This is a genomic window from Streptococcus sp. V940, assembly GCF_054353495.1.
The window spans coordinates 631,098-645,739 of the sequence record NZ_JBTHHZ010000001.1; the positions used below are offsets into that span (position 1 = coordinate 631,098).

Annotated in this window: 13 protein-coding genes; 12 read left to right on the forward strand and 1 reads right to left on the reverse strand. The window is 36.1% G+C overall.

From position 1 onward, the window contains the following. Positions 1–6: 6 nt before the first annotated feature. On the forward strand, positions 7–1,770 hold the full coding sequence (locus ACXYSM_RS03225) for a glycerophosphoryl diester phosphodiesterase membrane domain-containing protein (RefSeq protein ID WP_458634340.1): 1,764 nt from the start codon (positions 7–9) through the stop codon (positions 1,768–1,770). A gap of 46 nt (positions 1,771–1,816) precedes the next feature. On the opposite strand, the gene ACXYSM_RS03230 is transcribed toward ACXYSM_RS03225, so the two are convergent. Next, positions 1,817–2,116, reverse strand: coding sequence for a YbaB/EbfC family nucleoid-associated protein (locus tag ACXYSM_RS03230; protein WP_414259167.1), 300 nt, complete (start codon positions 2,114–2,116; stop codon positions 1,817–1,819). A 319-nt stretch (positions 2,117–2,435) separates the two neighbouring features. On the opposite strand from ACXYSM_RS03230, the gene ACXYSM_RS03235 reads away from it, so the two are divergent. From ACXYSM_RS03235 to ACXYSM_RS03285, 11 genes are all read left to right on the forward strand, one after another. After that, positions 2,436–3,143, forward strand: coding sequence for an IspD/TarI family cytidylyltransferase (locus ACXYSM_RS03235; RefSeq protein ID WP_006151754.1), 708 nt, complete (start codon positions 2,436–2,438; stop codon positions 3,141–3,143). A 4-nt stretch (positions 3,144–3,147) separates the two neighbouring features. After that, on the forward strand, positions 3,148–4,170 hold the full coding sequence (locus ACXYSM_RS03240; protein ID WP_006151905.1) for a ribitol-5-phosphate dehydrogenase: 1,023 nt from the start codon (positions 3,148–3,150) through the stop codon (positions 4,168–4,170). 12 nt (positions 4,171–4,182) lie between these two features. Beyond that, positions 4,183–5,052, forward strand: coding sequence for a phosphotransferase (locus ACXYSM_RS03245; protein ID WP_458634341.1), 870 nt, complete (start codon positions 4,183–4,185; stop codon positions 5,050–5,052). Continuing rightward, the gene (locus ACXYSM_RS03250; RefSeq protein ID WP_414268259.1) at positions 5,042–5,920 is read left to right on the forward strand and encodes a DMT family transporter; all 879 of its coding nucleotides are present in this window, start codon (positions 5,042–5,044) and stop codon (positions 5,918–5,920) included. The genes ACXYSM_RS03245 and ACXYSM_RS03250 overlap by 11 nt, the downstream gene beginning before the upstream one ends. A 12-nt stretch (positions 5,921–5,932) precedes the next feature. Further along, on the forward strand, positions 5,933–6,622 hold the full coding sequence (locus tag ACXYSM_RS03255; protein WP_458634342.1) for a sugar phosphate nucleotidyltransferase: 690 nt from the start codon (positions 5,933–5,935) through the stop codon (positions 6,620–6,622). A 248-nt stretch (positions 6,623–6,870) separates the two neighbouring features. Further along, entirely contained in the window at positions 6,871–7,671 is an 801-nt protein-coding gene (locus ACXYSM_RS03260) for a dihydroorotate dehydrogenase electron transfer subunit (protein ID WP_458634343.1), read from the forward strand. Beyond that, a complete protein-coding gene (locus ACXYSM_RS03265; RefSeq protein ID WP_458634344.1) occupies positions 7,634–8,617 on the forward strand; it encodes a dihydroorotate dehydrogenase in 984 nt (327 codons plus the stop codon). Before ACXYSM_RS03260 ends, ACXYSM_RS03265 begins: the two co-directional genes overlap by 38 nt. A gap of 55 nt (positions 8,618–8,672) precedes the next feature. Beyond that, positions 8,673–9,584: a bifunctional riboflavin kinase/FAD synthetase gene (locus tag ACXYSM_RS03270; protein WP_458634345.1), complete on the forward strand. Its 912-nt coding sequence runs from the start codon at positions 8,673–8,675 to the stop codon at positions 9,582–9,584. Positions 9,585–9,707: 123 nt separating this feature from the next. Beyond that, a complete protein-coding gene (locus ACXYSM_RS03275; protein WP_458634346.1) occupies positions 9,708–10,667 on the forward strand; it encodes a hypothetical protein in 960 nt (319 codons plus the stop codon). A 296-nt stretch (positions 10,668–10,963) separates the two neighbouring features. Continuing rightward, the gene (locus tag ACXYSM_RS03280) at positions 10,964–13,483 is read left to right on the forward strand and encodes a pneumococcal-type histidine triad protein (protein WP_458634698.1); all 2,520 of its coding nucleotides are present in this window, start codon (positions 10,964–10,966) and stop codon (positions 13,481–13,483) included. 228 nt (positions 13,484–13,711) lie between these two features. Next, positions 13,712–14,641 carry a metal ABC transporter solute-binding protein, Zn/Mn family gene (locus ACXYSM_RS03285; protein WP_458634347.1) on the forward strand — a complete coding sequence of 310 codons (930 nt, stop codon included), beginning with the start codon at positions 13,712–13,714 and terminating at the stop codon, positions 14,639–14,641. Position 14,642: the final 1 nt, after the last annotated feature.

Consider the following 14,642-nt stretch of genomic DNA (forward strand, 5'->3'; position numbering starts at 1 on the left):
GTTTTTATGAAACCTGAAAAACCGAAAAAATTGGGTTTTAAAAAGATTTACCTTAATCTGGATAAAATCCTCTTTCTATTCTTTCTAATTTTTATGTTGGTTGACTATATCTGGTTGCCATTAAACTCAGTGATAGCTGGATTTTTACTAAGTCAGACTGGATATTTGTTTATTTCCTACAACAATATTTTTGAGATAATAAAAAATGCACCCATAGTTAGTCTTGGCTTCGTAATCTTAATAGCTATCAATTTACTGGTAGCCTATTTTCAACTTAGTATTCTCTTTATAGGAGCTCGCCACCTCCTATATCACGAAAAAAGGACTCTTATAGAATATAGTCGAAAAGTATTTCGTGAAAGCCTTGCTTTTATGAAGAAGATGACTATTTCAAAAGCTTTGTTTATCTTTCTTTTCGTAGCCATGTTGTTCCCTTTTATCAGAAAGATATTTAAGATTTATTATTTCAATAAAATCGTTATACCAGAGTTTATTCAAACCTACATGGAAGATAAGTACTGGATGTGGTGGATAGCCATTATTATCTTATCACTCTTATTCTTCTATGTTTCTGTTCGCTTGATGTTCACTCTACCTAAGGTCTTTTATGAAAAGATGACGGTCAAGGAAGCGATCATTTATAGTTTGGATAAAACTAGAAATTATTTTTGGTTTTATGCCTGGCATTTATTCTTAATTATTGTAAAAACCAATCTATTCTTCTATCTTCCTCTCATTCCAATATTATCTATTCAGTATATAGTGGATAGCCTTACTCAGAGAGAATCTCTACTCCTTGCTATTTGCAATTTTGTTCTTATCAAAAATTTCCACTATATGGCATTAACCTATTTCCTTGTCAAATTCACATCTTTCTTAACGGGAGAAGAACTTGATATTATGCCAAGACGCGAGAAGGACCATATCATGAGATGGGGGGTCATGGTGTGTGCAAGTATTTTCTTTGCGATTGAAGGATATAATTATCTAGAAGCTCCTGTCGTCAATCCACCGCTTGTGATTTCACATCGTGGTGTATCAAATGGCAATGGTGTACAAAATACCATTCAATCCCTAGAAAAAACATCTCAATTAAAACCAGATTTAATCGAGATGGATATCCAGGAGACTAAAGATGGTCAATTTGTTATGATGCATGATGCTAATCTTAGAGGATTAGCTGGTATCAATAAAACACCACAAGATTTGACCTTAGAAGAGTTAAAGCAGATTGACATTCATGAGAACGGTTATGAAACGAAGATTTCAAGTTTTGATGATTATCTGACTCGTGCAAATGAATTACATCAGAAACTACTCATTGAAATTAAGACCAGCCACAAAGATAGCCCGCAGATGATGGAACATTTTCTAGAAAAATACGGTGCAAAAATTAAGGTTTATGGTCATCAAATGCAATCCTTGGATTATAAGGTTATTGAAAAAGTAAGAGAGTATGACAAGGATATTTCTGTCTACTTTATTCTTCCCTATAATTCTGTTTTTCCTAGAACGGTTGCGACAGGCTACACAATGGAGTACTCTACTTTGGATGAATATTTTGTCACGAAACTATGGAATACTGAGCAAAAACTTTATGTATGGACAATCAATAGTTCCGAATCTTTTAATAAGTCTTTTCACCTAGGTGTTGACGGAATGATTACGGATGACTTGGAAAAAATAAAAGAAGAACTAGAAACTGCTCAGGAAGATCCTGAATATAGTGACTTATTGCTAAATAAAGCAACTGAATTATTTGCTTTTTAACATAAATTAAAAGAGGCTGGTTCACAGCCTCTTTTTGATAACCTAATTAAAATGGTAACTTACCAGCAAATGCTCCAAGTTTCTTTTTAGTAGTTTCATCAATTTGATCAAGAGCAGCGTTGAGCGCTTGAACAGTCATGTCAGAAAGTGTTTCGATGTCTTCAGGATCCACAACTGCGGGATCAAAATCAATTTTTACGACTTTTTTATCACCTGTTAAGGTAGCAGTTACAAGGTTTTGAGCAGAAGTTCCAACAAATTCTGTGGCAGCCAATTCAGCTTGGCTTTGCTCCATTTGTTTTTGAAGTTTTTGAGCTTGACGCATCATGTTTTGCATATTCATCATGGCGGTAGTTAGCTTCCTTTTCTTTTATTTTCCATTTTATTTTAACAATTTTAATTGGAAAAGTCTAATTAAAATTTCAGGATCTCTATACATATCAACCAATGTTTAAGGTTTCTTTAAGCTTTCTATATTATTCTGAAGGACTCTATTTTAACCAAGAAATAAAAATGCAAGGATTAAATTCTTTTATGTTCAAAACCTAAAGTGATCTTGCCATCAGTTTCTAACTAGAGAGAACTATTATTTATTTCAAGATAGTGCTAGATTATGGTATAATAGTAAGGAATGAGTTTTTAAAATAAACCAAAGGAGTATCAAAATGATTTACGCTGGAATTTTAGCAGGTGGAACCGGCACGCGCATGGGTATTAGTAACCTACCCAAACAATTTCTTGAGTTGGGAGATCGCCCAATCTTGATTCATACAATTGAAAAATTTGTCTTAGAGCCAAGTATCGAAAAGATTGTGGTTGGAGTTCACGGAGACTGGGTAACACACGCAGAAGATTTAGTTGAAAAATTCCTTCCACTCCACAAGGATCGTATCATCATCACAAAAGGTGGTGCAGATCGAAATTCTAGTATTGAAAAGATCATCGAAGCTATCGATGCTTATCGTCCAATCACTGAAGATGATATCGTGGTCACACATGACTCAGTTCGTCCTTTTATCACACTTCGAATGATTCAAGATAACATTGCTCTCGCACAAAATCATGATGCTGTTGATACAGTAGTTGAAGCTGTGGATACCATTGTTGAAAGTACAAACGGTCAGTTTATCACAGATATTCCAAATCGTGCTCATCTCTATCAAGGGCAAACTCCTCAAACCTTCCGTTGTAAAGACTTCATTGATTTGTATGGTTCTTTATCAGCAGAGGAAAAAGAAATTTTAACAGATGCATGTAAAATCTTTGTCATTAAGGGTAAAGATGTAGCCTTAGCAAAAGGTGAATACTCAAACCTTAAAATTACGACAGTTACAGACTTGAAGATTGCTAAAAGCATGATTGAGAAAGACTAGAGACATGATTAATCAAATTTATCAACTGACAAAACCAAAGTTTATTAATATTAAATATCAGGAAGAAGAAATTGATCAAGAGAATCATATCCTCATCCGACCAAACTATATGGCTGTTTGTCACGCGGATCAGCGCTATTATCAAGGTAAACGAGATCCAAAAATTTTAGCCAAAAAACTACCAATGGCTATGATTCATGAGTCTTGTGGTACAGTCATTTCTGACCCAACAGGTACCTATAAAGTTGGCCAAAAGGTTGTTATGATTCCAAATCAACCACCTATGCAAAGTGATGAGGAATTCTACGAAAATTACATGACTGGAACATATTTCCTTTCAAGTGGTTATGATGGGTTTATGCGAGAATTCGTTTCTCTACCTAAGGATCGTGTGGTATCATACGAAGATATCGAAGATACAGTTGCTGCCATTACAGAGTTTGTCAGTGTTGGCATGCATGCTATGAATCGTTTCATGACGGTATCTCACAGCAGACGTCAACGTATCGCTGTCATTGGTGATGGAAGTTTAGCCTTTGTCATGGCTAATATTATCAACTACACCTTGCCTGAAGCTGAGATTATTGTTATCGGACGTCATTGGGAGAAATTAGAATTATTCTCATTTGCAAAAGAGCTTTACATTACTGATAGCATTCCAGAGGATCTTAGTTTTGACCACGGTTTCGAATGCTGTGGTGGTGATGGATGTGGACCTGCTATTAATGACTTGATTCGCTACATTAATCCACAAGGTACCATTTTGATGATGGGTGTTAGTGAGTATAAAGTTAATATCAATACTCGTGATTCATTGGAAAAAGGCTTGTTATTAGTTGGATCTTCTCGTTCTGGAAGAGTTGACTTTGAAAATGCCATCCAAATGATGGAAATTAAGAAATTTGCCAATCGTTTGAAGAATATCATTTATCTAGAAGAACCAGTAAGAGAGATTAAGGATATTCATCGAGTTTTTGCAACGGACCTTAATACTGCCTTTAAGACAGTCTTTAAGTGGGAAGTCTAATGGAGGAAGATTGTGAAAGAAATCGTTAAAGAAAAGATTGCTTCTTTATTATCTGGTGACGAAGAAATTCAGAGTGTTGAACAATTGGGTGGAATGACTAATCAAAACTACTTGGTTAAATCAACCTCAAACCTGTACATCGTTAAGTTTTTCGGAAAAGGTACGGATAAATTAATCGACCGCCAGAATGAAAAGTTCAATCTTGAATTGTTGAAAGATTTGAAATTAGATGTAGAGAATTATCTTTTTGATATTGAAGCTGGTATCAAGGTTAATCAGTACATCGAAAATGCTGAGACACTTGATTCAACTACCATTAAAACTAAATTTGAGAAGATAGCTCCAATTTTACAAACAATCCATGCGTCTGGTAAAGAACTAAGAGGAGAGTTTGCACCTTTTGAGGAAATCAAAAAATATGAATCCTTGATTCAAGGGGAGATTTCTTATCCTAATTATGATGCTGTCAGAAAGTCTGTATTTTCTCTGAAAGAAGAGCTTGAACAAATCGGAGTTGATAAGAAATCATGTCATATTGATTTGGTTCCAGAAAACTTTATTGAAGGACCAGATGGCCACCTTTATCTCATTGATTGGGAATATTCATCTATGAATGATCCTATGTGGGATTTGGCAGCCCTCTTCCTAGAATCTGAATTTACAAGTGCAGAAGAAGAAGACTTTTTAAGTCATTACGAGAGTGATAATACTCCAGTTTCAAGGGAGAAAATTCGTATCTATAAGATTTTACAAGACATTATTTGGAGTCTTTGGACTATTTACAAAGAGGAAAATGGTGCAGATTTCGGAGATTATGGAATCACTCGTTATAATAGAGCTGTAAAAGAATTGCAGTCTCAGGGAGGTATTGATGAAGACTAAAAATGGAGTTTCCTTTGGACTTATCTCAGGTATTTTTTGGGGATTAGGCTTAACCATTAGTGCCTATATCTTCTCTATATTTACTGACCTATCACCTTTTGTAGTGGCAGCAGCACACGACTTTCTGAGTATTTTTATCCTGCTAGGATATCTTCTCGTTAAAGAAGGCAAGGTACGTTTTTCAATCTTCTTGAACATTCGAAATGTCAGTGTCATCATTGGAGCCTTACTTGCTGGACCTATTGGTATGCAAGCTAACCTCTATGCGGTCAAATATATTGGTAGTTCATTAGCATCCTCAGTTTCAGCGATTTATCCTGCGGTTTCTGTCATTCTCGCTTTCTTTTTCTTAAAGCATAAGGTTTCGAAGAATACAGTGTTTGGTATTTTGTTAATCATTGCAGGCATTATTGCTCAGACTTACAAGGTTGAACAAGTTAATTCCTTCTATATCGGAATCCTTTGCGCATTAATTTGTGCGCTTGCTTGGGGAAGTGAAAGTGTTCTAAGCTCTTTTGCAATGGAAAGTGAACTCAGCGAACTCGAAGCCCTCTTGATCCGACAAGTAACTTCCTTCTTGTCCTATCTTGTCATTGTTCTCTTCTCGCATCATTCATTTGCGGAAGTGGCAAACAGTCAATTGTTTGGTCTATTAATTGTCTTTGCGGCATTTAATATGATCTCTTATCTTGCCTACTATATGGCTATCAATCGATTGCAGCCAGCTAAAGCTACTGGATTAAATGTGAGTTATGTAGTATGGACTGTTTTATTTGCAGCAATTTTCTTGGGTTCGCCCCTTAATTTGCTGACCATCATTACTTCACTTATCGTAATGGCTGGTGTTTACATTATTATTAAAGAATAAAGGAGAAAACGCGTGAAAGCGATTATCTTAGCAGCGGGATTGGGAACTCGTTTGAGACCCATGACAGAAAATACTCCCAAAGCCTTGGTACAAGTCAATCAAAAACCTTTGGTTGAATATCAAATCGAATTTTTGAAAGAACGTGGAATTGATGACATTATCATCGTTATCGGTTATTTAAAAGAACAATTCGACTATCTTAAAGAAAAGTACGGGGTTCGATTGGTCTTCAACGATAAGTATGCTGATTACAACAACTTTTACTCTCTTTACTTGGTAAAAGAAGAATTGGCTAACAGCTATGTTATTGATGCGGATAACTATCTTTTCAAAAATATGTTCCGTAATGATATCGAACGTTCAACCTACTTCAGTGTTTATCGTGAAGATTGTGATAATGAGTGGTTCCTAGTTTACGGAGAGGATTACAAAGTTCAAGATATTATTGTCGATAGCAAAAATGGACGCATCTTGAGTGGGGTATCATTCTGGGATGCTCCAACAGCTGAGAAGATTGTTGGATTTATTGACAAGGCATATGCAAGTGGCGAATTTGTGGACCTCTACTGGGATAACATGGTCAAAGATAACATCAAAGAACTAGATGTATATGTAGAAGAGTTGGAAGAAAACTCTATCTATGAAATCGACAGTGTTAAAGATTATCAAAAATTAGAAAAGATTCTTTCTTCACAAAAATAAGCGACTTTTATGAACTGACACCTTACCTATTTTTACTTGACATTTTAGGTTTGATACAGTATACTAGTGAAAATTCAACCTTTAAGGGCAGTCCAGAGAGACTCACAAGGTGTCAGAGAAAAGAAGCTACAATGGAAACAAGTAAGCAAGTGCTTATTTGCTACTTTTGTGTAAATATCTTAACTGAAACCTTGCAAGTGCAAGGTTTTTCTTTATCTGATCCCCTTAAAATTTAAGGAGGAAAAGTTATGAATCCAAATTGTAAAAAACGAATGGGTGTAATTCGATTGGAAGTTATGAGAGTAGTATCTCAGCAGGAAATCGCGCCAGCAATCTTTGAGCTTGTACTTGAAGGAGAAATGGTTGAAGCTATGAAAGCGGGCCAATTTCTTCATTTGCGTGTACCTGATGATGCCCATCTCTTACGTCGTCCAATTTCGATTTCATCAATAGATAAGGCGACTAAGCAATGCAGACTTATCTATCGAGTTGAAGGAGCAGGGACAGCAATTTTTTCAAGCTTAAAAACAGGTGATAGCATAGATGTTATGGGCCCTCAAGGAAATGGTTTCGATTTATCTGATTTAGACAAGCAGAATCGTGTTCTACTAGTTGGTGGTGGAATCGGAGTGCCGCCCTTACTCGAAGTGGCTAAACAACTACATGAGAGAGGTGTAGAAATTACGACTGTTCTAGGATTTTCTACTAAAAATGCTGTCATTTTAGATGATGAATTAGCCAAATATGGTCAAGTATATGTGACAACAGATGATGGATCTTATGGTATTAAAGGAAACGTATCGGTAGTGATTAATGAATTTGACACAGAATTTGATGCCATCTACTCTTGCGGTGCGCCTGGTATGATGAAATATATCAATCAAACCTTCCATGACCATCCAAGAGCTTATCTATCTCTAGAATCCCGTATGGCTTGTGGCATGGGAGCTTGCTACGCTTGCGTATTGAAAGTACCAGATAGTGAAACAGTTAGTCAACGTGTGTGTGAAGATGGGCCTGTATTTAAAACAGGAACTGTTGTTTTATAAGGAGAGTATCATGACTACAAATCGATTACAAGTCTCTCTACCAGGCTTAGAACTAAAGAATCCTATCATTCCTGCTTCAGGCTGTTTTGGTTTCGGACAAGAGTATGCCAAATACTATGATTTGGATCTTTTAGGATCTATCATGATTAAGGCTACAACCCTTGAACCACGCTTTGGAAATCCTACTCCACGAGTGGCAGAAACACCTGCTGGTATGCTGAATGCCATTGGTCTACAAAATCCAGGACTAGATGCCGTTCTCTCTGAAAAATTACCTTGGTTGCAAAGAGAGTATCCTAATCTCCCTATAATCGCAAATGTTGCTGGATTTTCAAAGCAAGAATACTCAACCGTTTCTAGTGGTATTTCCAAGGCACCTAACGTGAAAGCCATTGAGCTCAATATTTCTTGTCCAAACGTCGATCATGGGAATCACGGACTTTTGATTGGGCAAGACCCAGATTTAGCTTATGATGTGGTAAAAGCAGCCGTAGGGGCATCAGATGTGCCAGTTTACGTTAAATTGACACCAAGTGTAACTGATATCGTGACCATCGCAAAAGCAGTAGAGGATGCAGGTGCTAGTGGTCTCACTATGATTAATACCCTTGTTGGTATGCGCTTTGATCTCAAAACTAGAAAACCAATCATTGCCAATGGTACTGGTGGAATGTCTGGGCCTGCAGTTTTTCCGGTAGCTCTTAAACTAATCCGTCAAGTAGCACAAACTACTAATCTTCCAATTATCGGTATGGGGGGAGTCGATTCAGCTGAAGCCGCTCTAGAAATGTACTTAGCTGGTGCGTCAGCTATTGGTGTTGGAACAGCAAACTTTACCAATCCATATGCCTGCCCTGATATCATTGATAACCTACCGAAAGTTATGGACAAGTATCAAATCGAAAGTTTGGAACAACTGAGAAAAGAAGTGAAGAGTAGCCTGTAATCTTTTTAAATTCGTAATATTTTGAATGCTTTCTTCTTTCTGGTATAATATGACTATGATTGTAACAATACCTATAAAAACTGAAAAAGACATTGCAACACCAGGTCCAACAGTCCTCGTTTTAGGATATTTTGATGGAATTCATCTAGGACATCAAAAATTATTTAGTATTGCTGGTGAAATTGCTGCAAAGAAGAGATTAAGCGTTGCTTTAATTACCTTTCATGAATCACCAAAATTAACCTTAAAACCCTATTCACCAGAAAATTTACTTCATATCCTGAATGCAGAAGAACGTGAACGCAAGTTTAAACGAGCTGGCGTCGAGAATCTTTATTTAATGGACTTCTCAAGTCGTATCGCTAATATGACAGCTCAAGAGTTTGTAGATACTTTTGTAAAAGAAGTTAAAGCAGATACCATTGTAGTTGGATTTGACTATAGTTTAGGTTCTGATAGAAAATCAGCTGAAGATTTAAAAGAAATCTTTGATGGAGAAGTAGTCGTAGTACCTGCTGTAGAAGATGAAAAAGGAAAGATTAGCTCTACTCGTATTCGTCAAGCTATCCTTGAAGGGAATGTGAAAGAAGCAGGGCAATTACTAGGAAGCCCTCTTCCGACAAAAGGAATTGTGGTACATGGTAATGCTCGTGGCCGTACAATTGGATATCCTACTGCAAATCTCGTGCTTTTGGACCGCACTTATATGCCAGCAGATGGTGTCTATACTGTTGATATTGAAATCAAACGAAAACTCTATAGAGGAATGGCCAGTGTCGGAAAGAACGTGACCTTCGATGGAGAGGAAGAGCGTTTTGAAGTGAATATCTTTGATTTTGATGAAGATATTTATGGCGAAACAGTAACCGTCTATTGGTTAGATCGTATCCGAGATATGGTGAAATTTGACGGCATTGAACAACTGGTAAAACAGCTCGAAGAAGATGAAAAAGCTGCAAGAAAATAAAAATGAAGTTCGAATGAAAATTCGAGCTTTTTATTTTGTTAAAATCTTAGAAAAACTAGGATTAGAGATGAGATATGAAATAAAGTCTGATATAATTTCATTAAGGGACTAAAGGAGATTTTAATGTTTAAAGAAAAAAGAAATAAAAGCTTTACCGCAGTTCTTTTGATTTCAATCGTATTCTTCGCACTCGCTACTATATCTGGATTCTTAGGTCAAATGCACAAGAAGCCTACAGAGAGGTTTGCAGATACGACTGATACTGGAAAAGAAGTTACTATGTCAGTCTACGGTATCTATCCTGAACCTGTTGGTGAAGTTGACGGTGGAACAGTTGTTTATATTGTGCAATATAGTAACGAAGGTGAAGGAAAATTTGCTGTAGTTGAATCTAAAGTGAAAGATGAGTCAATCAATAAACTTCTTGAGAATGCAGATAGTCTTGCTGATAATCCTGGAACACTGACAGGTATTCAGTTAGAACCCCTCACTAATACCAATTTTATCAATACTTCAAAGAACACTAAGATTATAAATCTTGACGAATTTATTAGCTCTATTCTTCCTGCTAAATCAGTTGTTGCTCGTAATATGAATACAAGAATCTATCTCAGTCTCAGTGAATATTCTCGAGACAGCCTGAGCTATATTTTTGGTGTTGTGATTTTCTCTGGTATGGGATTAATGACCTTAGTCGCAGCCTTTATCATACGAAAGAAAACAATTGATTCGTTCAAAGAACTTTATCGTTTGTATCCTGAATTAGAAGGAAATCTTGAGATGCTTGATACTCTAGCCGAGTTCTACAACCAAGACTTGAAAGTTATTTTGTATAAAAATCATCTCATTACTTATTATAAAGGGACCCAAGCTCTAGATCTTAGAGATGTGTGGAGAATCTATTTAGTACGTACAAGTTATAGTCGTTTTACAAAAGTTTATCAGTTTGTATATACTCGAAAAGATAGTTCTAAGAAGTATAGCTTAACTATTCGAAATACTAATAGAGTAGAAGAACAATTAGAAGAATTCTGGAATCTTCTTCCAAAAAAATTTCCTGAGATCAACATTGGTAGTTTATAAGAAAGCATCTTTTAGGGTGCTTTTCCTTTTGGGTAAAATTTTGGAAAAAGTAAATTTATAACTTGACATCTTAAATGTTAAGGAGTAGAATATTTACTGGTTAATTAAATGGTTAAGTTTATGAATCCAATATATTTGGCTAAACAATACTAGAAACCTATAAAAAGGATTAGAACATTTTAATTGTTTTTATAAATATTTCTAGTCATAAACTTAACTGGTTAATGACGCAGAATTTATAGTGTTGCCTAAATCTTATATTTAGTAGTAAAAATAGAAAGTGTGTTTAGATGAAAATCAATAAAAAATATGTTCTTGGTTCTGTAGCTCTTTTAGCCTTAAGCCTTTCAAGTTATGAATTAGGGCGTTATCAAGCAGTACAGACTAGTAAAGAGTCTAATCGTGTGGCTTATATAGATGGAAATCAGGCTAGTACTAAGACCGAAAATTTGACGCCAGATGAGGTGAGTCAGCGAGAAGGAATCAATGCGGAACAGATAGTCGTTAAGATTACCGATCAAGGCTACGTAACTTCACATGGAGACCATTATCATTACTTTAATGGTAAGGTTCCTTATGACGCTATTATTAGTGAAGAACTCTTGATGAAAGATTCGAATTATCAACTTCGAAATGAGGATATTGTCAACGAAGTCAAGGGTGGCTATGTCATTAAGGTTGATGGTCGCTATTATGTATACCTCAAAGATGCTTCACATTCCGAAAATATTCGTAGTAAGGATGAGATCAATCGTCAGAAGCAGGAACATGGACATGGTGGCGGAGTAAAGGTTAGTAATGAAGTCGCTGTAGCAAGAACTCAGGGACGTTATACGACGGATGATGGTTATATTTTTAATGCTAGTGATATTATTGAGGACACGGGTGATGCTTACATCGTTCCACATGGCAATCATTTCCACTATATTCCTAAGAGTGACTTGTCTGCCAGTGAATTAGCTGCTGCTCAAGCCTTCTTATCCGCTAAAGGTGGTCAAACAAGCTCAGTTGGGTATCGACCGTCAACAAATTCTTCTAGCAGCTCATCAGATGCTTCGGATAGTAGTACATATAGACAAACGAATCAAAGCAATGTTGAGGCAAATACTAGAAGATGGACCCCAAGTGTTAGCCCACAAGTGGATAATAGTTATCAAGCAAGTCCAAGTGAAGATGTATCTGGTCTTTTGAAACAACTTTATGCCTTGCCACTCAGCCAACGTCATGTGGAATCCGATGGTTTGCTCTTTGACCCTGCTCAAATCATGAAAAGAACAGCAAATGGGGTAGCAGTACCTCATGGGGACCACTATCATTTTATCCCTTATAGTCAAATGTCAGCTTTGGAAGAAAAGATTGCACGGATTATTCCAGTAAAAGGACAAAATAATGGAAACAACAAGCCAGTAAATGCCCAAAAGCCAACAAACAGTACAGTTGAGCATACGTTTTTAGGAAATTCAATTAAAGCTTATGGTAAGGGGCTGGATGGCAAACCATACGATACTAGTGATGGATATGTATTCAGTAAAGATTCTATCTATTCAGTTGATAAATCAGGCATTATAGCGAGACATGGAAATCATTTCCATTATGTGGGATTTGGAGAGTTAGAACAATTTGAATTAGATGAAGTTAGCAAGTGGATGAAGGAAAAAGGTCAAGCTAATGATAGTGTTATTCCTTCAGAGAAAATGAATAACGAAGATAAACCAAAATTTAATTCAAGAAAAGTGACTAGCAAAGTTACCAAAGATGGTAAAGTTGGTTATGTTCTTAAAGAAGACGGGAAAGAATACTTCTATTCTCGAGACGAACTTGATCTTACTCAAATTGCTTTTTCTGAACAAGAACTCATGCTTAAGGATCGAAATCATTATCGTTATGATATAGTAGACACAGGGATTAAACCAAGATTAGCTGTAGATGTCTCAAGTTTGCCGATGCATGCAGCAAATACTACTTATGATACTGGAAGTTCATTCATTATTCCACACATTGATCATATTCACGTTGTGCCTTACTCATGGTTAGAGCCTGATCAAATTGCGACTATTAAATATGTCATGCAACACCCTGAGGTTCGTCCTGAAGTTTGGTCTAAGCCGGGTCACGAGGACTCAGGTTCCGTTATTGCTAATGTGACTCCTCTTGAAAAACGCGCTGGAATGCAGAATTGGCAAATTATCCATTCTGCTGAAGAAGTTCAGAAAGCTCTTGCAGAAGGTCGTTTTGCAACTCCAGATGGTTATATTTTTGATCCGAAAGATGTATTGGCAAAAGAAACTTTTGTATGGGAAGACAAATCATTTAGTATTCCAAGAGCGGGAGGTGGTTCATTGAGAAGTATCACTAAATCCGACTTGTCAGAAGTAGAATGGAAACAAGCACAAGACTTAATAGCAAAAAGAATAAAAGAAAAAGAATCCCAAAATGGGACGTTTACGAATAATAATAAAGAATTAAAACCTGATTCAAACAATACTGAAAATAGTGATAAAAATAAGACTGGTGTAGATAAAACTGAGGAACAACCGAAGATTAATATAGGCGTCAATGAGACTGGTACAACCGATAAAATTCCTTCAGAAAACAAGGTTGAAGATAAAGAAAACTCCAAAGAAGAAAGTGACGATGATTTACCAGACTACGGATTGGATAAAGTAACTTTAAATGAACATATAGAAAAGTTATCAAAAATTGCTCAAATCGATCCTAAGTTTCTAATTTTTCAGCCGGAAGGTGTTCAGTTTTACAATAAAAATGGTGAATTAGTAACGTATGACATTAAGACACTAAAACAAGTAAAGCCTTAAAATATTTTTATTAATTATAATCTACTCGAAAGGATATTGTTCGATTTTTGATTGAATAATGTCCTTTTATTTGTTAAAAAACTGAAATTTGCTGTCTTAAAAAATGAATCAAGGAGTTCTAAAACAATGATTTTATTTTTGATGACAAAAAAACTTGACTTAATAAATAAAAAAAGATAAACTATTTACTAGTTAATTAAATGGTTAAATACTAGTTAAGGAGTTGTTATGAAAAAAAGAAGCATTCTATGGGTCATGATTACCTTCTTTGTTCTCATTTTAGGGGCATGTGGACAAAAGGCTAGTCAAGACAATCGCAATGAAACTAAGGGAATGAAGATTGTGACTAGTTTTTACCCTATCTATGCCATGGTCAAAGAAATTTCTGGTGACCTAAATGATGTTCGGATGATTCAGTCGAGTTCAGGTATCCATTCATTTGAACCTTCTGCAAATGACATTGCAGCCATTTATGATGCAGATGTTTTCGTTTATCATTCTCATACCTTGGAATCATGGGCGGGAAGTTTGGATCCAAGCCTGCAAAAGTCTAAGGTAAAGGTCTTAGAAGCATCAGAAGGTATGACCTTGGAGCGCGTGCCTGGATTAGAAGATATGAAAGCAGGAGAAGGGATTGATGAGAAGACCTTGTATGATCCTCATACTTGGCTTGATCCTGAAAAGGTTGCTGAAGAAGCCCAGATTATCGCTGATAAGTTATCCGAACTAGACAGCGCTAACAAGGATACTTATCAGAAAAACGCAGAAAGTTTTAGTGCCAAAGCTCATGATTTGACCAAGAAATACCAACCCATCTTTGAAAAAGTCAATCAAAGAAATTTTGTAACTCAACACACAGCTTTTTCATATTTAGCTAAACGCTTTGGATTAAATCAACTTGGAATAGCTGGTATTTCACCAGACCAAGAACCAAGCCCGAGACAGTTAACCGAAATTCAAGAATTTGTAAAAAATTATAAGGTCAAAACTATCTTTACAGAGAGTAATGCTTCGTCTAAAGTTGCTGATACACTTGTCAAATCAACAGGTGTGACTCTTAAAACACTCAATCCTTTAGAGGCCGATCCACAAAATGATAAGTCCTACTTGGAAAATTTAGAAGACAATATAGCTATTTTAGCTGAAGAATTGAAATGAG

What these genes read in the sequence shown, in the direction of transcription:
- ACXYSM_RS03225 (WP_458634340.1), top strand. Translation starts at nt 7, where the DNA reads ATGAAACCTGAAAAACCGAAAAAATTGGGTTTTAAAAAGATTTACCTT.
- ACXYSM_RS03230 (WP_414259167.1), bottom strand. Translation starts at nt 2,116, where the DNA reads ATGATGAATATGCAAAACATGATGCGTCAAGCTCAAAAACTTCAAAAA.
- ACXYSM_RS03235 (WP_006151754.1), top strand. Translation starts at nt 2,436, where the DNA reads ATGATTTACGCTGGAATTTTAGCAGGTGGAACCGGCACGCGCATGGGT.
- ACXYSM_RS03240 (WP_006151905.1), top strand. Translation starts at nt 3,148, where the DNA reads ATGATTAATCAAATTTATCAACTGACAAAACCAAAGTTTATTAATATT.
- ACXYSM_RS03250 (WP_414268259.1), top strand. Translation starts at nt 5,042, where the DNA reads ATGAAGACTAAAAATGGAGTTTCCTTTGGACTTATCTCAGGTATTTTT.
- ACXYSM_RS03260 (WP_458634343.1), top strand. Translation starts at nt 6,871, where the DNA reads ATGAATCCAAATTGTAAAAAACGAATGGGTGTAATTCGATTGGAAGTT.
- ACXYSM_RS03265 (WP_458634344.1), top strand. Translation starts at nt 7,634, where the DNA reads ATGGGCCTGTATTTAAAACAGGAACTGTTGTTTTATAAGGAGAGTATC.
- ACXYSM_RS03270 (WP_458634345.1), top strand. Translation starts at nt 8,673, where the DNA reads ATGATTGTAACAATACCTATAAAAACTGAAAAAGACATTGCAACACCA.
- ACXYSM_RS03275 (WP_458634346.1), top strand. Translation starts at nt 9,708, where the DNA reads ATGTTTAAAGAAAAAAGAAATAAAAGCTTTACCGCAGTTCTTTTGATT.
- ACXYSM_RS03285 (WP_458634347.1), top strand. Translation starts at nt 13,712, where the DNA reads ATGAAAAAAAGAAGCATTCTATGGGTCATGATTACCTTCTTTGTTCTC.